Here is a 19201-nt window from a genome sequence, read left to right on the forward strand (position 1 = left end):
TTTTGTTTAGTTTGCATCTCAACCTTTACTTGCTTTTTTAAGCATACCTTAGCGATAACTCTCCAACAATAATTGATTTGGTCCTTCACCCTAGAATCGATCGTATAGGATTAGTCTCTAAATACGCGAGCAATACACACCTTAAATTTCCTGATTTAATCCCTACATGGTTTTTCAAACGAAATACTCTAGACAAATAACATATGTCCATCCTTTTTCACCCAAATCCCATAAGCTCATTTAACAACGGCTTCCTGCCAACACCCATCTCCCCCACTCTCTATTCACCCCCAAAATATGATATAATCACCGCTGAAAGTAAATTCAAAATGGTCCATTCGCCGTCAAAACGGATGCCCCATTTATCGAGGTTTACCAGGCGCCTAATGCCCAAATGACGCTAAAAAAACTAAATTAGGAGCCCTACCATGAATGAAATTCTAAAAGCCCAATTCTTCGTCGATGACCTTTCCGACGACCAGAAACGGGTCATCACCAACATCAACGACTACATCAAGCAAGGCCTGCAAGGCAACACCTCTTCCGTCGCCATTATCGAAGGTGCTGCAGGAACTGGGAAGTCGGTTGTCCTGATGGAACTAGTTCGCCAATACATGACTGACAAGCGCTACAAGACCTCGCTGGTGGTTAACCACCCCGAATTGTACAAGGCTTACCAGGATATTGCCGAATCAATTCCCAACATGAAGGTCAACTCGATTCGCCGGCCAACGTCGCTGATTAACTACGCGCAAAAGAACCACAAGAAGTACGACATCATTTTCGTCGACGAAGCGCACCTGCTCTATTCGAAGTCAGAACCCTACGCCCATTACCGCGGGCAGAACCAACTAACCGACCTAATGGCTTTGGCTAAGGTTGTCGTCGTGGTTTACGACTTCGATCAGGTCTTCCAATCCAAGATGTATTGGGACAAGGATCTCCTATTTAGGACGATTGGCTCTCATCCTCACAAATCGTTCACCATGAACTTCCAGTACCGGATGGTGGCCAGTGACGAACAAGTGGCCTGGATGGACGATCTGACCGCTGAAAAGCCACTGAAGCCCTTCCCCGAAAACAGTGACTTTGACTTCAAGATGTTTGCTACCGCTGGCGCGATGTTCGACACCATCAAGAAGCGCAACAAAGAGGTCGGCATGAGTCGGATGGTTGCCACCTCAGGCTTTCCGCGGATCGACGGCCGCCACAACGTTGAAATGGACACCTTCAACCTGCCATGGGACGAATGGGACCCGCAACGGACCCACTGGGCCAAGCGGGAAGGCTCCATTACCCAAGTCGGTACCATCTACACGCTTCAAGGTTTCGACTTGAACTATGTCGGCATGATCATCGGGCCTTCATTTGGCTACGACCCACAGACGGACACCATGACCATCATCCCCGAGAAGTACTCCCACAAGGAGATCTTCAAGAAGCGTAAGGATATGAAATTTACACAGGACGAGTACCGCACGTTCATCGCCAACGTCTTGAACGTTCTGATGAAGCGGGGAAAGTACGGCCTGTACCTGACGGCCTACGACGACGCGCTTCGGAAACGCCTGTTAGAAATCACTAAAAAGTAACCTAATCATAAAAGACACCACGACTGACTTCCCCAAGGAAGCCGATCGTGGTGTCTTTTAATGTTTCACATGAAACATTCTCGCAATTTAATTTTGTCAAAACAGCCCTAAAATACAAAAAAGTTATCCCCATTCATTTATCCAAAACATTAAACACAATAAAGCCCGCAATCGCATAGCCCACAATCACCACCAATACCACACTGGTCAGAATAACCAACCACCATTGCCGATGCCGAATCCCTGTGACGAGTCCAGCCGCCAACAATAGAATTACCACTAGCCCTACAAAAATCATGACATCTCCCCCTCACTTGATCTTAGTTATCATTTATTATACACACTGCCACCCTAAGCGGTGTCCGCCACGACCGCTAGCAAAATGAGCCTTGACTGTAACACAACGGCACAGTTTACACTAGGTCTATCAAACTTAACAAAGGAGATTGACTCATGACAACTAAAGATAGCGAATTATCAAAATTAATTATTAATCTAGAAAAGAACGCCTTAGACAAATGGTTCCAAGGCGACACTTCCGGATACCTCAACCTGTGGTCCCAACAGGACTTCTCCTACTTCGACAGCTTCAAGCCCAAGCGAATCGACACCTACGCCGAAATTAAACAATTCGTTTTAGCCAATGTGGAAGGCAAGCTCTTCGCCGACACCTACGACTTCGAATCCCCACGCGTTCAGGCAACCGATGACATGGCGGTTCTGACGTATCAACTGTTTGCGAAGACCTCGCTGAACGACATGCGCTACAACTGTATTGAAGTTTTTCAGCGCGAAGGCACAACCTGGAAGGTCATCCACTCAACCTGGTCCGTCATTCGGCCCATGGACACCACGTTTGATAATAGCAAGCCACTGGTTTAATAATTAAATTTAATTATTAAAAAGGATCTGGGAATTTCCCAGATCCTTTTTATCTCCAATATAGCTGAAACGTGCGCCTAAAGGCAGCCGGCTCCGCTTAAACCTGATAACCAAACAATCCAAGCCCGGGATTATTCGGTTATCAGCCTTAATGCTCACCGACTAACCGCCTTTTGTCCCACTCTACCCATGCTGTTCATGCCAAGCCTTGATCTGAGCCAACCGATCCTTAAATCGGCTTTCACGCCCTTCACTCGTCGGTAAATAATACTCATGACCTTCGACCGACGGCGGCATCGTCTTCATGGTTGTTAACTTATCCTTGGCATAGTGTGCCAGCTCGTAATCCTTGCCATAGCCCAGGTCCTTCATCAGCTTCGTTGGGGCATTCCGGATTTGGAGCGGCACTGGGTCATTGGCCGTCTGCTTCACGTCCTTAGCCGCCGCTAAGCGGGCCTTATAGATGGCATTAGACTTGGGGGCCAACGACAGATAGGTCACGGATTCCACCAAATGGATATCACACTCCGGCATCCCTAGAAACTGGCAAGCCTGAAACACGTTAATCGCCACATTCAAGGCATTGGTGTCCGCCAACCCCACGTCCTCACTGGCAAATCGAACCAGCCGACGGGCAATGTACAACGGGTCCTCGCCGCCTTCCAACATTCGGGAAAGCCAATAGATCGCCGCATCCGTGTCACTATTTCGCATGGACTTATGCAGTGCGGAGATAATGTTGTAGTGCTCCTCGCCGTTCTTATCGTAGAGTACGAATTTTTTAGTAATTAACTGGCTCAAATTGGCCATAGTGATCGTTGTGGTCTGATCAACCGGTTCGGCATTTAAGATCGCCATCTCCAGGGTATTCAGCGCCATGCGCGCATCCCCATCGGCAAAGTTCGCGATCGCGTCAATCTCATCCTCACCAATCTTGATGGTCTGTTTGCCATAACCGGCGGGATTCGTCAGGGCATTCTTCAGCAACTGAACAATATCCGCTTGCTTCAAAGTCTTCAGCACAAACACCTTACACCGCGAGAGCAAGGCCGAGTTGATTTCAAATGAGGGATTCTCGGTCGTAGCCCCGATGAGGATGATGCTGCCTCGCTCCACGTACGGGAGAAAGGCGTCCTGTTGGGCTTTGTTAAACCGATGAATTTCGTCCACGAAGACCATCGTGCGCTGGCCAATCTCGCGATCCAGTTCGGCCTGCTTCATAATCTTTTTAATCTTACTGATGCTGCTATCCACGGCGCTGAAGCTCAGGAAGCTTGACTGCGTCTTGCGCGCGATGATTTCGGCCAGAGTCGTCTTGCCCACACCCGGCGGACCCCAGAAAATCATCGACGAGACCTGATCATTTTCGATGATCTCACGTAAAATCTTCCCGGATCCTAACAAATGCTGCTGGCCCACGAATTGGTCCAAGTCCTGCGGCCGAACTCGACTCGCCAAGGGCGTGTTCTCTGGTTGACTCGAGAATAACGATTCCTGTTTCATAAGCTGCCACCTACCTTCAGACTTTATTCATTGAAGGCTATCCTAAACTATAACGTTGCGTGACAGTCAACCCAAAAGCACTTCCACTTAAAATGTCATATATAGTTGACACGTCACACTCCAAGCGCTATGCTAATGATGTCAAATATATGTGACATACCAACCACCACTCACCTAGGAGGTGTCGAGTTGAATCGAGTCAAAGAATATCGGAAGCGCGCGGGGATGACGCAATTTCAACTCGCCCAGGCGATTGCGGTTGCGCGCCAAACCATTAATCTTGTCGAAAACGACAAGTATAATCCATCACTGGATCTCTGTATCCGTTTGGCCAAGGTCTTAAACACCGATTTAAATCATTTATTCTGGGAGGAATAGCTCATGGAAAAAGGGGAGAATTTACGCGACAACATTTTCAAGCATTGGTTCGGCGTTTCCGGGGAATTCGACGAATACAAGCACCAGGAGGTCAACCGAATTGCGGCGAATGCCTTCATCTTGTACTTTCCTGGCATGTTACTGTCACTCGTGGTCGCCGGGATCTTCGCAATTAAGGACCCTGAAATGACGTTGGCCGTCCTACTGCTGGGTCAACTCGGTTACTTCGTCCTCGTCGTCTGTACCTACATCATGTTCGCCTCACGTCGCGCACACCTAACCGATAACGAAATCGATGCCAGAACAACCAAGCAAGCCTACCGCCGTATTATCCGCAAGGGCCTTTCAACGGGTGTCTACTTCGCCATATTTATGTACCTGGAACAGGCCGTCGTGAACCTTTGGTTTGACGGCACCAGCCTGACCCAGTCACTCACCCAATCCCATGTCATCTGGGTCTCCGTCTGGAGTGGCGTCGGCATGGGTATCGTCATTGGTATTCAGGAAATCATCCGGCTTCGCAAGTTCCGCTAAAAATTACCGCATTGAAAAAGCATCGAACGGCCACGAAACGGCCATTCGATGCTTTTTAACGGTCTTCAGAATTGCCCCAATGTTTCACATGAAACATTTCCGACTAAGCCGCGACCCGTTTCACGGATTTGAGTTCCCCGCGAATCACCAAGCGGTTCTGCTCACCCCGTTTAGCCGTGGCACAGGTCACCAGCGTCACCAGTTTCTTGCCAGGAACATCGTCGATGACCTCCACGTGATAACGATTTGTCACCCAAACTCGCGTGACCTGATAACGATACGTCTGTTGCTTATCAGTCAGGTAGATGTTGTTGCCTTCCCGCACCCCCGCTAGTGGCGAAAACAGGATGCGCTTGGCCGTCATATAGTGACCAGCCAGAGCGTAATTACCGTCACCCATCTGCTGGTCAACCTTGAGGGTGCCGGCCCCGCGGACCAGAACGGCGTCGCTCACGCCCACCCCAATCGGCAAATCCAGCCCAACTGCCGGGACACGTAACTCGCCGACCGCGCGATAGGAACTTTTTCCGAATAATTCTTGTAGACCGTAACGCGCGACCGTGAGCGGCGTTAACTGCGACGTGTTGGCATAGTCGAATGCCTCTGTCTGCCCCCGTGCCGCCCGTCTTTGCGCCTGCTTGTTAGCCTCTTGGACACTTGTCGCCGTCATCGCGTGCTTGGCCTTATCTCCTAAATGCGTCACCGAGAAGTTCTGCGTGAGGCCCAGCGTCACCAGCCCACATCCGGCCAGAAACATCAGCAGTAGCCCGAGGGACCCCCATTTAACCCAACGTTTTCGAGTTGTCATTTAGAGGTCCTCCTTTGCCTGCCGATTGTACCGGATACCGGCCCACATCCCCCAAATGAAGAGGACGCCTACCAGAACCAACAACATCACCTTGTACCAGTCCCACACCAGCTTACCTTCAGGAATCTTTTCAACTTCATTGGGAATCTTATGCCCCGTCACCAGTAGTCGGTGGGAGTTGACCATATACGGCGTACACGTCATCAGCGTCACCTGGTTTTTAGTAGCGTCTCGTTGGATGGGCCGGCTCGCATTGGCCTTCACCTTGCGGATGCTCGTGACCTTATAGGTCATCATCCCGTAGGCATTTTTCAAGTAGAACCGGTCACCCTTCTCAACCCGCCAGAGGTCGGTGAAGAGTTGGTTACCCGTCAGACCCCGGTGCGCCGTGATCAGGCTGTGCTGGTTCTGCTTGCCCTGGGGGATATCCGTTCCCTGAACCAGTCCAGCATACTTCTGGAGGACCTTTTCGCTGGTACCCTCAAAGACTGGTAGCTCCACATCGACGCTCGGAATCGCGACTAAAGCCAGTGGGGTGGTTTCCACAAATCGTTCTGTTCGCGTCTTGAAAGGATCCTTCACCTGCGTCTTATTGAGCGTTTCCTGTCGCTGTAAGGCCCGTCTGAGTGCTCTGAGTTGACTAGCACTCGCCGTCTTTAATTGACTCTTATACGCGGTTAGAACGCCCTCTTGACGCCATTCAGTCACCAAGTTATTGGCGGCCGGGTAGCCGACGACACCCAAGCCTAAACAGAAGATGAGAATTGCTAGCCATTTACGCATGTTAGGGTCCTCCTTCTGCCAATATCTCAGTGACTGCTGCCATTAGTTTGCCTTCCGCTGCCGGTAGTACAGGTAGCCGGCCCCACCCATCAGGAGTCCCCCGATAAGCAGGAAGAACCAGATACCCATGCCCCCGGTCGTTGGCAGGAAGCCGCGCCGGATCTTGTCGCCGATACCGCCACTGCCACCCTGATCTTGACCAGTTGCTACGCCCTTCGTGTTCTTAATCTTCAGCACTTGTTGCTCGTTAATCTTAAAGCTCGTGGCACGCTTGAGGAGCGCGTAACCCTTCGGTGCCTTCGTTTCAACCAGGTTGTAAGTCACCGCGCCATCCCGCCGGTCGTACACGTAAGGGACACCGTCAAAATCGAACTTGCCATCATTGTCAGACGTTAGCGCCGTAGCCTTATCCTTGTCGCTGACCCATTTGACGAAAGTCTGACCATCGAAGACCGCCCAGAAAATCTTGCCGGCGTGGTCAATCTTTTGAACCTTGAACTTGGCCCCCGCCAAGCCTTTCGTCGAGTCGGTCGCGTCAACCTTCTGGAACTTAGCTCCACCCAGAATCAGGTGATTCAGGATGCCAATCTTCGTGCCGCTAATCTTGAAGTCTTTCTCGCTGGGTAACATCTCTTGCGGGTCGACATTACCGTCCTTATCAACCGTGAACTTCAGGGAAATCTTGTGGGTCTTGCCGCTACTCTGGTAGTACCAAGGGTACTGAGCATTTGAGGATTCCGTTAACACATACACCGTCCCCACTTCCAGGCCACCGAAGGCGATGTCGCCGTTGTCATCAGTGACTAACGTCCGCGTTTCGCCTTTGCCATCTTCGCGCTCCAGGGTAAATTCAACCTGACCGAGATTGACGTGCGTGTCGCTGGTTGGTGCGTTCGGGTCGATCCCCACCTTATGAATCTCCGGGTCGACATCTCGGGCGATGAGGTTCTTAGGATACAGGTGAATCTCGGACTTTTCATTCAGAGGAAGCCCGATAATCATCGGAGCTGAGAGTCCCGTTAAATGGTGCGTGGGCGCCGCCATTTCCATAATCAGGTAAAAGCCCCGATTGTGGAGGTCGGCAAATGTCAGGAAACCACTCTTGTCGCTCAGCGTTTTAGTTACCACGGCGTCCAACTTATTAGCATCAACGAAGGCCTGCTGCGCCTTGAGCACTTCGGCTGGATCCGTTTTACCATCCGTGATGTCATGAATCAGCTTGTCGCGTTCGGTGGTGAAGGCGTCGCTGGTAACTTTGCCAGTCTCCACGCCCCGGTCCTTCAAGAGGCTACTCACGTCGTAGATGCTATAGGTCACGGCGCCATACTTGTTGGCGTCATAGACGGACATGCCACTCTGGAGCGTCAGCTCATCCCCAGTATTTTGTACCATCTGTGTTGATTCATTATCCACCTTGTGCAGTTGAATCGTGACCTTGTCTGGTGCCTTGGTGCTAGCGTGAGCGGCGGTTTGGCCACCTAACGCGAGACCGCCAATCGCGAAGGTCGCGACAATTAGTTGTCGTAATCTCGTGAATTTCATGGCCTTAACCTCCTTCAGGGTGTGTGCGCCAAATTGAGAGAGAAATCAGGATGAGGATGAGGCCACCAGCCAGGAACCAGAAGATACCGTGGCCCCCAGTAACGGGTAGCGTGTACGGGTCGTTCGTGATCTGGTCTGGATCTGCCCCCTGCTGTTCCTTGGAAATCTCGAAGTCATGTGAATCGCCGATGACGTAGCCATCTGGCGCTTGCGTTTCAATCAACGTGTACTTGCCGTATGGGAGACCAGTCACCTTGAAGTTTCCGTTCTCGTCACCTTTCAGGCGCGTCGCCGCTGATTGGTCTTCCACAACATCTTTGAACTTGCCCTTGTCGTCAAACGTCAGGTACTGGCCGAACTCGTTTTCGATAATAAACTCGGCACCGGCCAGTGACTTGTCAGTCGTGCCATCAATCTTTTGGAATTGGTACGTGCCCCGAATATAGTGAGTGACCACTTCATTCGTTTCTTGCTTCCAATCAGGATGGAAGCTAACTATCGCCTTATTTTCGAAAGTTCCGACGAAGTCATCGTCAACAGTTGCTCGTATTCTGATGGCAAAGCTTCCGCCATCGAAAATCAACTCTTCGATTTCCGCCTTGGAGAGCTTGTACGTTACCAGACCTGTGTCAGAAACAGTGATGTCACCAGGTATCTTCTCACCATCTTCTGCTTTTATGATGACTTCCTGACCATCCGTGTTGTACAGCTTAATGTCAGCAGCATTAACCGTTAACCCTGCTGGCAACTGGTCGGTCATCGTAATACTCTTCGGCTTGGCAATCGTTTGGTCCGGAATATTGTACGTTGGCTGGTAAACCGTGTAGACCAACTTGTCCTGGTCCGCCTCGTCCCGGTCAATCGTCACACCATCTAAGTCGTTGTCATCTAGTTCAAGTTCGGCATCCTTGTCGACCGTCTTCGTTGGTGCTGGTGGCTTGAGCGGCGTGAGCATTGCCGTGGAGAATGACTGCCACGTAAACGCGAAATCACTTCTCAGTTTGAACGGCTGCTTAACGCCAGTCATGGGGAAGGAAACGGCCCCAAGCTCGTAGTCACTAGACCCGAGGTAGTCACCCCAGTTTGTTTCTTCAGTCTCTTCACCTTTAGGCGAACCAGTACCAGTCCCTTCATACCAACCTTCGCCACGTGGTTTGATGAAGGCGCCCTCAACCATTTCAGCGCCTAACCCTGAACTGGTACCGGCCCACTCGTTCAGGTCTCCTGGATAACCATTCAGTGACCCGAAAGTGAAGTAAGTGTCGTATTTGCCATCCTGGTTTTTCCCTGGAAATTCGAGGGCCTTCGTCCAATCCGAGTTGGTAAACGTCATATCAATGGTGAAAGATTTAATCCCGTTGTAGACTAACCCGGAGTAGAAGTTGTTAGGGAAGTCGATGTAGGCCCGTCCGCCCCGGATAGTGTCACTGAACACAATATTGGAGATTTCAACGATGACTCCCATCTGCTGGTCAAGGTCTGATTCAGTAGGTGAATCCGTGTAAGACCCGACATTGTCGTAGTAGATGACAAGCTTGTCATTCGCTTTCGGTTCTTTCTCACCATCCATTGAAATCGCATAGGCTGTCGCAGTATCTGATTGCATGTAGGACGAGTGATAGTAATGTTCATAGTTGTCAAAGTAATTATTTTTGGTGCCGTAGTAACCTTTGGGTTTAGTATTAGCAAGCTCCTTGGTTATTTTCTTAACACCATCGTGCTCTAACAGGCTCCCACCAATCAGTAAGTCACTGGACCAGTTGTTTGATTTTACCTGTGCCCGGTTAATCTTGATGGCACCATTTTCAGTGGGAATGGCTGGCAGGGATGCTTGCTTTTCCGAACGGTCATGGTTATTAGTCGTCTTCACTTTTGCTTCCGTCTTGTCAGGCACATCATCTGCTGGTGTCACCTTTTCAACAGTCTCAGTAGCTTTCTTGTTGTTGATAGTCTGGCTGTCGGCGGCCGTGACCTTGTCCGCACTACCCGCTGTTTGCGCGGCTACCCGTGAGTTGTCCACGACTTTACTAGTCTTCCGCTTTTTGGCCTTCTTTGCTTCTTCGGCTTCTTCATCTGCGACGACCTTGATTCGACGGAGCTGGTATTCTTCAGTCGAGTCGGCAACGCGTAACGCAAGTTGGAACTTCGCGATGAGGAGGGGGTCAGTTAACTTCACTGGCACCAGCAACTTCACCTGTTGGGTATCTTCTTGATCGTTATTGAGCAAAAGACGGTGTTTTTCATCAACTTCTGCCGTAATGTTGTCGACCTGGCCATCTTCAACCGCCTCCAGGTCAGTGAGCTTACCTGGTTCCAGCTTAGCCTGGTCCTGTTCGGCCAATGTGATAACCGTTTCCCCCGCGGGGAGCGTCAGGTCCAGTGCCAGTTGTAAGTCCTCTGGCTGGTGGCTGGTCACTGTCTTCGCAACTCGACCCGTCTGATCCCGGAGAGTTGCCTTATTCATGACCGGGCCCCGTTGCTGCGCCTGGATGCGCAATAACGATGTCAAACCAACGAGACAAGCGATGATTGAAATAATTCGTAGCCATTTTTTCATGGGGCGATCCTCCATATCCGAGTGGGTTGCGAACTGTCGTTTTCTTGAATAGTCCCAGAATAACAGTGAAATGTGAAAAACTTATGAACATCATATGCATTTTGTAATACAATTAAGCTAGTTGTTGTGTTATATATTAAATCTATTGTGACTAAATATACCTATTAACTTAGCTGTCCCCACTCGTTTCTACCACAGAGTTGCTATCAAGCCGGAAGCCAACCAGGTCTTGGCCACTCCTGACTCATCCGCTAATGCCGAGTAAACAAAAATAAAGGCCATCCAGTAGAATTGGACGCCCTTCTTTGATTCACCCCACCATATCGGCAGGAATTATTTATATTGGCCAGCGACTAAGCTTACCCCAAGCTCAGTCACTGACTTTCGCTTTACATGGCCCCAAAGAAACCTTGCGCAAACCCTGTCATCCCCCAAAAGATAAAGATGACAGCTGCAACAATCAAAACGACTCCTGCAGCAACGCGTTTACTCTTAATCGTTAAGGACCCTAGGACAATCGAAACAATCCCAACGATTGGAATAAAGAGTGAAACTACTGCGGATAGCCATCCCCAAAGAAGAAACATGCCCGTCTTTTTGCGGGATTGTACTTGTGACTGAATCTGCGTTGGGCCCGTTGTGTAGCCGCCCATGGGCTGCGCCTGCATTGCCCCACACTTAGGACAAATCTCTGCATCGATTGCCATCTTCGTGCCACAATTTGGACAAATCTTGGTTCCCTGATCCATGAATCTCTCCTCCAATACATCTAAGTTGTCGTCCAAATTTGCATTTGGTGACACTTATCCACGGTACTAAAGGCTAAACACCCGCAACCATCGGCAGATGTGCTACACTGGGGCTAATAACCACCACGAATTCAGCCTGACTAACCAATTAGGACCTTAGACAAAGCTTCGCCAAGACACAAACATAGACGGTGTTCCTATTCTGTTGGCGAATAAAGGGCTAGCTCTACCCGACCATGACTCTTTTCTCCAAGCTAAATAACAACCCGCACTGTAGCAGATTGCTAGGTAGCTCAGAGCTTCTCATGTTACCAATGAATCATCCCCACATCCGTGGGGAATACGCCTCAATCTATCAAGATATGGGATCACCCCCGATGACTCGGGGAGAGGCTATAAACAAATAGTACAACATATCCTGATAAATTACAATATCAATTGCTGATTTTAGCATAGGCCACGACTCATTCTCGCATTAGGAGAAACTGAAACCCTTTAAGCAACAATGTTCCCGCTACCAGAACATGCCCCCTACCTGCACAACTCATTAAAACCTCTAGACAGGCACAATCTCTATAGTCTTTCTTAAAAAACATCGTCAATAAACAAAAGCGATCGCCCGAAAATTAGGACGATCGCTTTTAGATTAGGATTATCTGATACAGACACCGCCAGTAATCAATTCAGTAGGCACTCTCAACAATTTAGTATTCTGGCTAGGTGCCTCCCTCCACATCTCAGCTTTTTCAGTTCTGATAACATGGACCAGCTTAGCGAGTAACATCTACCACCCACGATCAGTTCCCGTGGGAACATCACAAAAAACAGACTTTTATCATTACGGTTTAACTTTCACAATCCATACAACTGGTCATCATCCTGGTCCAGTACGCTTTTCCTGGCCACATAGCCTAGACGAATAGTAAGCAGTCCTGAATGCTAATACTTCAACCAGTTATAAAAACACAGTATTTATTATGAGGGATAAAAGGTGTAGACTGAGGGCAAAATATATTTATCCAAGAATAAATATACAGTGCAAATGTTTTCAGTCTATAAATTAGCTAGAACGGCAGCACAATGACCATTTCGGAATCTCGACTAGGACGCCGGTAGTCATGATGACTAACTGCCTGAAGCAGGATTTTTTCATGTAATGCCGACAGATGCCCTGTAATTATTTGATTCAGGAGCATCAGACCATTAGCAAAGTTAGTTAGAACTTTTAGATGTTTTGTAACCGCTAACATTGTTGACTTTGAACTCATTCTTAATCAACGGTCAATGACGGTTACCGTCTGTCCCAATAGTAAGTTTTATATACTTTTATTTCCAAGGGAGATTATTCTTTATGAAGAAGACTATTCAGATTGTCGCGGGAACAACCGCCGTTCTGGCCGGTACTGTGATGACCAGCAATGTGATCGCTAATGCCGCCACAATACCCACTACCAGTGACGCGACGACCGTTAACCAGGGATCACAAGACGAGTTAAACCCACAAGTTGAGGCTTCACCAGAAGTCAAAACTGCCAGCAGTGCAGCTGACTCAGCCGCCGCAGCCGTCACAGATGCCGAGTCCGGCGCTACCAAGGCTAGTTCTGATGCCGAATCGGCCTCATCTACTGCCGACCAAACGTCACAAGCCGTAACCAAAGCCGCAAAGTCCCTTAGTGACGCGACCGATAAGCAAACTGAATCTTCCGGCGCTAAGTCAGAGGCTCAGGCAGCTTTAGATACTGCCCAGGACGATGCAAAAAAACCAATAGTGCCAGTTCGACTGCCGTCCAAGATAGTTTAGCCGCCGAGGCGTCCACGAAGGCCGCCCAATCCACTGCCAGTAGTGCCGCCTCAGTTGCTGCAGCTGCCAGTTCAACCGCAACAAGTCTTAGCACAGCTGCTTCTGAGGCCACGCCGGATAATATTAGCGATTTGAACCAACAAATCACAACACAAACCGGTATTGTCGACAAAGACAACACTGACGTTAATCAAACCAATTCCGACATTTCTACACAAACTACAGCAGTCGAAACTGCCAATACCAATCTTACGGCTGCCAATAAAACAGCTAGTGACAAGGCCATTGCTTTGCAGGAGGCTAAAGATGCCTTAGCTAAAGCACAAACTGACTATGCTAATGCACAAACTACCGCAAACAGCACAGATGCTGCTATGAAGGCTGCTGAGGCAGATGTGGATACTGCATTAGACAAGTTTAATGACGCCACCACACAAGCTAGTCAAGCTAATGTTGCTCTCAAGGCCGCGAAAGCTGCTGAAAGTAAATCCAATGATGATGTCATCGCAAAGGCCTCGGCAGCTTCTTCCTTGGCTCAAGTAGCAGCGGACGCTGCGACTGCACAAACCGCTGCAAAATCAACAGCTGATTCACTTTCAGCACAATTAGCTTCAGCTGAAGTAACTCTGGATTCAACTAGAAATAAGATTACAGTTCCAGCAGACTTTACAGTAGCTGCTTTACAGGCATGGGCAACCGCTAATAGTGCCTATAATGATGCCTACAATGCTTACAGCAATGCGGTTACTACATTCTATGCCGTAAGCTCCGCCACCCCATCAGCAGCTACCGCTGAACAAACTGCTGCATTCGTTGCTGCTCAAAATGCCCTAAGCACTACTAAAGCAACACTTGACGAAGCAACAAGTGCGCGGGACGACGACGCTAAAGTTCTTACCACAGCAAGCCAACAAGGCTTGACTGATAATACCTATGTTTCTAGCCCAACGGATGCGGCAATTACTTATACCAATGCAGCATCGCTCTCTGATGATCAATACCAAGACTTAGCTAGATATGCGACGACATTAATTAATCAAGTACGGTCACAGCTTGGTGAGCCATCTGTGACGCTAACCACAACAATGATGGATTTTGCTAAAACCATTGCAAATCAATATGGTACCGATAATTGGTCCATCAGCGACAAAGGCTATGATGTTTCTGCAATCAATACTGCCGCTAGTCCTTTGGGCTTAGCTACTAAAACAGGGGCTAATTATTACGAAAATGCTCCCACAACACCATTGACCGACGTTACCAGTATCGATGGGGTTAAAGAAGCCATTTATAATTCAATTGAAGATATGCTTTTCAAGGATGCTAACAAGGCTTATGCACATACCAATTCCTTAATTGGAATTCTGGACGACGGTTACAGCAACGATTACTTTGGTCTCTCAATAGATTCGCTTAATCAATTACATTTTGAACAGGTTTTAGACAAATCAGACTACATTATTGACCCGACTAAGTTTGATACGTCTGCCGATACAATCATCGCAACACCTGTAGTCGATAGTGATGCTGCTCAACAAGCTGTCACTAACTTAAACTCCCAGATTAGTGACCAACAAAAGGTTCTAGACCAAGCAAACACGGACGCAGAAACTGCCCAAACAAACTTAAAAACAGCTAATGATGCCTTATCCGATGCTAAAGTGACTCAGACAAATGCTAACAGTTTGGCCTCTGACGCACAGATTGCTGCCAACACAGATAATACTGCAATGGATGCTGCTTCAAGTGCCGCCACTGAAAAACAGACTGTGCTTGCAAAGGCCACAACTGCCCACAACAATGCCAATGACGATTTAACTATAACCAAAGCAGGTGCCGTTTCAGACGCTCAGACAGCCGTAACCGCGGCAAGCAATGCAGCAGAAATAGCCACTGAGGCAGCTTCTGATGCGCAAACCAAAGCCCAAATAGCTCAAGATACCTTGGATACATCAAAAGCAAAGTTACCTGACCAAGAAACTCAGGCTAAAACTGATCAACAAACCCTTGATGATTTGAAGGCAAAGCTGAGTAGCTACACCAAGGCAGCATCAGACGCAGCCGCAGCGCAATTAGACGCAGAAAGTACAGCTGTAGTTAGTTCCCAAGCAGCTACTGATGCTCAAACAGCAACCCAGAACCAGGCAGCCCTTGCCGCCAACGTCACAAAGACTTATGAAGCTGCTTCTCTAGCCAATAAGGCCTTAGGTGACGCTCAGAATACGTTTGATGCTGCATCGAGTGCTGCTAGTACTGCAGACGCTGCAATTACTACTGCTGAAGATACCCTCAATGACGCTAAGGTTGCTAACTCTGTAGCGAACTCTACGCTCAACGAGGCTCAGAAGACCTTATCCGCAGCCAATGACACCCTCGATAAGGCTAAGCTAGCCAAGACTGATGCTGACCAAAACTTGGCCACCGTTCGTCAAAAGGTATTGAACGACCTGATCGCCGCAAATAACAATCACAATAATGGCGGTCAAACCGGGACCACGACGCCGACTCAGCCAACCACCCCTGGAACTGACCCGGCAACAACAGACCCCACTGACAAGCCAGCTACTGACCCGGCTAAGAAGCCCGCTAAGACGGTTAAAAAGGCCACTAATAAATCAGCCAAGAAGACTACTAAAAAGGCCACCACGGCCGATAAGAGGGCAAACAAGGCCACTGGTGCTTCAACTGGCACTGGCCGCCGTGCCTCATTAACGACTTCTCGTTCCGGAAATTACCAAGGGACATCCATTTTAGCCTTTGCCGGTAACCAAGCCCGAGGTGCCCTGAGTGCCTTCATTCCAGCCGTCAATAACGGTTTCGACCAACTCACGGGGACAACCGTTGCGAAGGCCGCTACGACCGACACCACGTCCAAGAAGTCTGGTAAAGACACCGCTTCTAAGAACAAGGTCAAGTCTAATAAGCAGTCCAAGTCGAACAAAGATACTTCAACCACTAGCAATACCACGCAACAAGCCGCTGCTCCTAAGCACAATGAATCAGCCGCTAACAAGGCTAACGACAAGCGCCAGCTCTACATTTTAGGTGGTGTCGTCGCCATTGCCGCAGCTGCCTTCTTCTGGTTCTTCGGCGCACGTCGCCGTCGCAATCAAGACTAATTCGGTGATATTTAGTTATCATTAATTATCAAAGACCACCTCACTAGGCAATCAACTAGTGAGGCGGTCTTTTTTGATTATTACCAGGTATCGTCCTCTCCCAGATAAGAGAATAGGCAGGCTCGAACCGAAATTTGCGATTCAAGTCTGCCTATTCTAATGTCACTTTATGTTTTCATTTTAATTTGAAGTTGTTAAGATAGCTTGTCTAGGAGATTGATTTTTCCCTTCTAGAGATGCCTTTGTCTGCTTGGTTTGTCGTACTTGATTTAAGCCGATTACCAAGGGACAATACCATCAATATCTGAAAACGTGCCAGAATCAGTTAACGCATCCGAAGTGGCCAACTCCACAGTCCGCGACACACCAACTTGCACGGTCCGATTACCACCGCCACCACCAAAACTGGTGTCTACCCAGCCTGGATTGACGGCGTTTACTGTGACCGGCGTTCCTTCCAGTTCGGCAGCGAGTTTGATAGTGAACATATTAACCGCTGACTTGGAAGCCTGATAGCCAGATGCTTGTAACTTGTGAATGCTGGTATTGGCATCGCTGGCCAGCGTCAATGACCCTACTGCACTGGAAATATTGATAATCCGGCCAGCCGGCGCTGCCTTCAAAAGTGGTAAGAAGACCTGCGTGACGTCGATCAAACCGAAATAATTCACGTTAAAATCTTGCCGAATTGCATCTAGTGATAATTCTGATGGCTTGGTCTCATGATCAACGGCAATCCCAGCATTATTGATTAGAATATCTAAATTAGTAATACTCATTTTCGCGGCAACAATCGACTCATGGTCGGTTACATCCAACTGTACCGCCTGAGCTTGAATACCAGCAGCCTCGAGCTGGGCAACAGCGGCCTGTCCACAAGCTAAATTCCTAGAACCAACATAGATATACTGGCCTTTCAACCCAAGCTCTAGGGCTAATTCGTACCCCATCCCGCGATCAGCACCAGTAATTAATGTCTTGATAGTCATATCCATAGCTTCCTTTTCTGTTATGATGGATTTACTATAACAGCCTAACGTAACGGGAGGTCAAGTCGAAATGGAGAATAATCAAGTGATGCGGATCGGTGAGTTTGCGAAAGCCGCTAATGTCACGATTCGAACCGTCAGATATTACTTAGAGTGTGGCTTATTACCACCAGAAAAGCGCAATAAAAATAATCAGCGGATCTTCAACGATGAAGATCTACACTGGATGACTAATCTCCATTATTTGCGAGAAGCTGGCATGTCGATTGTTGAATTACAACACTACACCACCTTAGTACGTGAAGGCGATAGTAGCTTACCGCAACGAATTGAGTTAATGCGCAAACAACGTCAGCAAGTCATCGCTTCGATTGCGGATAAGCAGGAACAGCTGAAAGTGATTGATCATAAGCTTGAGCGGTATTTTGCTGGGGATAGTGCGGTGATGTGAGAGGCAAAAAAAATAAGACCAACCGACGTTGTACAGAAAACGTCAGTTGGCCTTAAAAATATTGAGTACTAGTTTAATTATTACTTGTGATACCAGCCAAGATAGGAGTAGCTACTTGACCAAGAAAATTTATATGTAACTTTACCATGACTCTTCTTGATTTTCATATGAGAATTTTTCTTAGTCAAATTCCCGTTATGGTAAGTTCCTTTTAATTTATACGTACCAGCACTAACCTTCTGATATTTGACGTTCGTCAAGTTCGTACTTGCCCAACCAGTTCGATATTCGGCAATTGATTTGGCTGTCACTTTAAAATGAATCGTTTGTTTTGCACCATTTTGCTTGTAGCTCCGTTTCCATGAGCCTCTCAGTGCCTTAGGCGTTCCTTTATGCCAAGATGCTGCACTAGCCGTTGTCGGCACTGCTCCTCCTACTAATAAAACTGTTACTGCAGTAACTGCTATCTTACTAAATTTACCCATCATCTTACCTCCAGATTAATAATTATTAATATTGAATCCTAGCATTTAGGCAATCAGAACGGTCCTGTTCCATTCTCACGACGAGTGTTCAACATTCTGGCCGCTGAGCTTCGTTCTTCCGGAGAGTTTGTGTAATCGTTGGCATAATTCTTCAACTCTTCATTGGTCAGTTGACTCAACCGCTTAAAACACGCATCTATCTTCTGACTACGTTCATGGTCTTGGCTAAATGCCCATCGCGTCAGAAGAATGAATCCTGCCGCGACCCCAGCTCCTATTTTACCCCAACCTAAACCAAATTTACTATGAGCAATCCAAACACCCACAATGACAACAATCAATAAAATAAATCCCATCACCTATTCCTCCTTTTGTTTAGTGACTTCACCCTGTCTCAAGACCTTGTAGACCCACTTCTGGGAGTAGCCATATTTGTGCGCCAATGCCAATTGATTGTTCCCATTAAATTCCTCTCTCACTAACTGTGCGGCCAGTCTACGGTCGTACAGATGAATCGGGATACTCAGTTGAGTGCCCTTATATTGAGAATGGATACGCAACATGGCCTCAGTGCCAACTATTTCACTTAGACTCCGGTAAAACTGGTGTAAGGCTTTAATCTCAACATCTTTGACCATTAACTCGCCACCTCTCAATTGAAATTTTAGTTTATTACACCTCTTTTCGTAACTGCATAACGACCTTACAAAGATACTTGTACTTTCCTTGCATTCCGCACTCACTTCTTACAGACGATTATCTCGAATCCAGCGCTCAAAGTACCCGTATAGTCTGGCTAAATCCTGATTGCTAGCTCTTGATTTCTTTAGAATCGGTCGTAACTGCTTGGAATCATACAACCGCATCGGCAAACTAAATTGTGACCCCCGCCAATAGCCATAAACCTTCAGCATATTCTCCTCACCAATCAGATCACTTAATTCTTGGTAAATTGGAAACAGAGCATCATAAATGACATTTTCGCTCATGATTCAACATCCTCCTGTGTATACAAAATAGGCCTAGTG

Annotated in this window: 19 protein-coding genes; 7 read left to right on the top strand and 12 right to left on the bottom strand. The window is 48.0% G+C overall.

Annotated elements, in window-relative coordinates; all coding sequences use genetic code 11:
* The first annotated feature begins 428 nt into the window (after nucleotides 1-428).
* A complete protein-coding gene (locus IV54_RS04325; RefSeq protein WP_057878178.1) occupies nucleotides 429-1592 on the top strand; it encodes a DUF2075 domain-containing protein in 1164 nt (387 codons plus the stop codon).
* Between the two features lie 133 nt (nucleotides 1593-1725).
* On the opposite strand, the gene IV54_RS11680 is transcribed toward IV54_RS04325, so the two are convergent.
* Nucleotides 1726-1890 (bottom strand): hypothetical protein, encoded by a 165-nt coding sequence (locus tag IV54_RS11680; protein WP_157054351.1) that lies wholly within the window; start codon nucleotides 1888-1890, stop codon nucleotides 1726-1728.
* Nucleotides 1891-2045: 155 nt separating this feature from the next.
* Between IV54_RS11680 and IV54_RS04330 the strand changes: the two genes are divergently transcribed.
* Nucleotides 2046-2474, top strand: coding sequence for a nuclear transport factor 2 family protein (locus IV54_RS04330; RefSeq protein WP_057878179.1), 429 nt, complete (start codon nucleotides 2046-2048; stop codon nucleotides 2472-2474).
* Nucleotides 2475-2657: 183 nt separating this feature from the next.
* Here IV54_RS04330 and IV54_RS04335 read toward each other — a convergent pair whose 3' ends face one another.
* On the bottom strand, nucleotides 2658-3977 hold the full coding sequence (locus IV54_RS04335) for a replication-associated recombination protein A (protein ID WP_057878180.1): 1320 nt from the start codon (nucleotides 3975-3977) through the stop codon (nucleotides 2658-2660).
* Nucleotides 3978-4166: 189 nt separating this feature from the next.
* On the opposite strand from IV54_RS04335, the gene IV54_RS04340 reads away from it, so the two are divergent.
* Nucleotides 4167-4355, top strand: coding sequence for a helix-turn-helix transcriptional regulator (locus tag IV54_RS04340; protein WP_057878181.1), 189 nt, complete (start codon nucleotides 4167-4169; stop codon nucleotides 4353-4355).
* Between the two features lie 3 nt (nucleotides 4356-4358).
* Nucleotides 4359-4889, top strand: coding sequence for a DUF3278 domain-containing protein (locus IV54_RS04345; RefSeq protein WP_057878182.1), 531 nt, complete (start codon nucleotides 4359-4361; stop codon nucleotides 4887-4889).
* Between the two features lie 103 nt (nucleotides 4890-4992).
* Here the strand turns inward: IV54_RS04345 and IV54_RS04350 are convergent, their stop codons facing one another.
* The 5 genes from IV54_RS04350 to IV54_RS11685 all read right to left on the bottom strand — a co-directional run bounded on the left by IV54_RS04350 (nucleotide 4993) and on the right by IV54_RS11685 (nucleotide 11328).
* Nucleotides 4993-5697, bottom strand: coding sequence for a class A sortase (locus tag IV54_RS04350; protein WP_057878183.1), 705 nt, complete (start codon nucleotides 5695-5697; stop codon nucleotides 4993-4995).
* The gene (locus IV54_RS04355) at nucleotides 5698-6480 is read right to left on the bottom strand and encodes a class C sortase (RefSeq protein WP_057878184.1); all 783 of its coding nucleotides are present in this window, start codon (nucleotides 6478-6480) and stop codon (nucleotides 5698-5700) included.
* Nucleotides 6481-6522: 42 nt separating this feature from the next.
* Complete coding sequence (locus tag IV54_RS04360) at nucleotides 6523-8022, bottom strand: SpaA isopeptide-forming pilin-related protein (protein ID WP_057878185.1); 1500 nt, start codon at nucleotides 8020-8022, stop codon at nucleotides 6523-6525.
* A 4-nt stretch (nucleotides 8023-8026) separates the two neighbouring features.
* Nucleotides 8027-10579, bottom strand: a complete 2553-nt coding sequence (locus IV54_RS04365; RefSeq protein ID WP_057878186.1) for a SpaA isopeptide-forming pilin-related protein — start codon at nucleotides 10577-10579, stop codon at nucleotides 8027-8029.
* Between the two features lie 389 nt (nucleotides 10580-10968).
* On the bottom strand, nucleotides 10969-11328 hold the full coding sequence (locus tag IV54_RS11685) for a zinc-ribbon domain-containing protein (RefSeq protein WP_125545637.1): 360 nt from the start codon (nucleotides 11326-11328) through the stop codon (nucleotides 10969-10971).
* A gap of 1351 nt (nucleotides 11329-12679) precedes the next feature.
* Between IV54_RS11685 and IV54_RS04375 the strand changes: the two genes are divergently transcribed.
* Nucleotides 12680-13129, top strand: coding sequence for a hypothetical protein (locus IV54_RS04375; protein WP_057878187.1), 450 nt, complete (start codon nucleotides 12680-12682; stop codon nucleotides 13127-13129).
* A gap of 131 nt (nucleotides 13130-13260) precedes the next feature.
* Entirely contained in the window at nucleotides 13261-16248 is a 2988-nt protein-coding gene (locus tag IV54_RS04380) for an SEC10/PgrA surface exclusion domain-containing protein (protein ID WP_057878188.1), read from the top strand.
* 278 nt (nucleotides 16249-16526) lie between these two features.
* Here IV54_RS04380 and IV54_RS04385 read toward each other — a convergent pair whose 3' ends face one another.
* On the bottom strand, nucleotides 16527-17237 hold the full coding sequence (locus IV54_RS04385; RefSeq protein ID WP_083488500.1) for an SDR family NAD(P)-dependent oxidoreductase: 711 nt from the start codon (nucleotides 17235-17237) through the stop codon (nucleotides 16527-16529).
* Between the two features lie 70 nt (nucleotides 17238-17307).
* Between IV54_RS04385 and IV54_RS04390 the strand changes: the two genes are divergently transcribed.
* On the top strand, nucleotides 17308-17688 hold the full coding sequence (locus tag IV54_RS04390; protein ID WP_057878190.1) for a MerR family transcriptional regulator: 381 nt from the start codon (nucleotides 17308-17310) through the stop codon (nucleotides 17686-17688).
* A gap of 80 nt (nucleotides 17689-17768) precedes the next feature.
* Here IV54_RS04390 and IV54_RS04395 read toward each other — a convergent pair whose 3' ends face one another.
* The 4 genes from IV54_RS04395 to IV54_RS04410 form a co-directional block, all read right to left on the bottom strand.
* Nucleotides 17769-18173 carry a hypothetical protein gene (locus IV54_RS04395; protein ID WP_057878191.1) on the bottom strand — a complete coding sequence of 135 codons (405 nt, stop codon included), beginning with the start codon at nucleotides 18171-18173 and terminating at the stop codon, nucleotides 17769-17771.
* A gap of 53 nt (nucleotides 18174-18226) precedes the next feature.
* Nucleotides 18227-18529, bottom strand: a complete 303-nt coding sequence (locus tag IV54_RS04400; protein WP_057878192.1) for a hypothetical protein — start codon at nucleotides 18527-18529, stop codon at nucleotides 18227-18229.
* A gap of 3 nt (nucleotides 18530-18532) precedes the next feature.
* On the bottom strand, nucleotides 18533-18811 hold the full coding sequence (locus IV54_RS04405) for a Mor transcription activator family protein (RefSeq protein ID WP_057878193.1): 279 nt from the start codon (nucleotides 18809-18811) through the stop codon (nucleotides 18533-18535).
* Nucleotides 18812-18919: 108 nt separating this feature from the next.
* On the bottom strand, nucleotides 18920-19162 hold the full coding sequence (locus IV54_RS04410) for a hypothetical protein (protein WP_057878194.1): 243 nt from the start codon (nucleotides 19160-19162) through the stop codon (nucleotides 18920-18922).
* Between the last annotated feature and the right edge of the window lie 39 nt (nucleotides 19163-19201).

Origin of the sequence: Levilactobacillus paucivorans (assembly GCF_001437125.1) — a bacterium.
Classification (GTDB): domain Bacteria; phylum Bacillota; class Bacilli; order Lactobacillales; family Lactobacillaceae; genus Levilactobacillus; species Levilactobacillus paucivorans.

Coding starts and splice junctions, on each gene's coding strand:
- IV54_RS04325 (WP_057878178.1), top strand. CDS start 429: ATGAATGAAATTCTAAAAGCCCAATTCTTCGTCGATGACCTTTCCGAC.
- IV54_RS11680 (WP_157054351.1), bottom strand. CDS start 1,890: ATGATTTTTGTAGGGCTAGTGGTAATTCTATTGTTGGCGGCTGGACTC.
- IV54_RS04330 (WP_057878179.1), top strand. CDS start 2,046: ATGACAACTAAAGATAGCGAATTATCAAAATTAATTATTAATCTAGAA.
- IV54_RS04335 (WP_057878180.1), bottom strand. CDS start 3,977: ATGAAACAGGAATCGTTATTCTCGAGTCAACCAGAGAACACGCCCTTG.
- IV54_RS04345 (WP_057878182.1), top strand. CDS start 4,359: ATGGAAAAAGGGGAGAATTTACGCGACAACATTTTCAAGCATTGGTTC.
- IV54_RS04350 (WP_057878183.1), bottom strand. CDS start 5,697: ATGACAACTCGAAAACGTTGGGTTAAATGGGGGTCCCTCGGGCTACTG.
- IV54_RS04355 (WP_057878184.1), bottom strand. CDS start 6,480: ATGCGTAAATGGCTAGCAATTCTCATCTTCTGTTTAGGCTTGGGTGTC.
- IV54_RS04360 (WP_057878185.1), bottom strand. CDS start 8,022: ATGAAATTCACGAGATTACGACAACTAATTGTCGCGACCTTCGCGATT.
- IV54_RS04365 (WP_057878186.1), bottom strand. CDS start 10,579: ATGAAAAAATGGCTACGAATTATTTCAATCATCGCTTGTCTCGTTGGT.
- IV54_RS11685 (WP_125545637.1), bottom strand. CDS start 11,328: ATGGATCAGGGAACCAAGATTTGTCCAAATTGTGGCACGAAGATGGCA.
- IV54_RS04375 (WP_057878187.1), top strand. CDS start 12,680: ATGAAGAAGACTATTCAGATTGTCGCGGGAACAACCGCCGTTCTGGCC.
- IV54_RS04385 (WP_083488500.1), bottom strand. CDS start 17,237: ATGACTATCAAGACATTAATTACTGGTGCTGATCGCGGGATGGGGTAC.
- IV54_RS04390 (WP_057878190.1), top strand. CDS start 17,308: ATGGAGAATAATCAAGTGATGCGGATCGGTGAGTTTGCGAAAGCCGCT.
- IV54_RS04395 (WP_057878191.1), bottom strand. CDS start 18,173: ATGGGTAAATTTAGTAAGATAGCAGTTACTGCAGTAACAGTTTTATTA.
- IV54_RS04400 (WP_057878192.1), bottom strand. CDS start 18,529: ATGGGATTTATTTTATTGATTGTTGTCATTGTGGGTGTTTGGATTGCT.
- IV54_RS04405 (WP_057878193.1), bottom strand. CDS start 18,811: ATGGTCAAAGATGTTGAGATTAAAGCCTTACACCAGTTTTACCGGAGT.
- IV54_RS04410 (WP_057878194.1), bottom strand. CDS start 19,162: ATGAGCGAAAATGTCATTTATGATGCTCTGTTTCCAATTTACCAAGAA.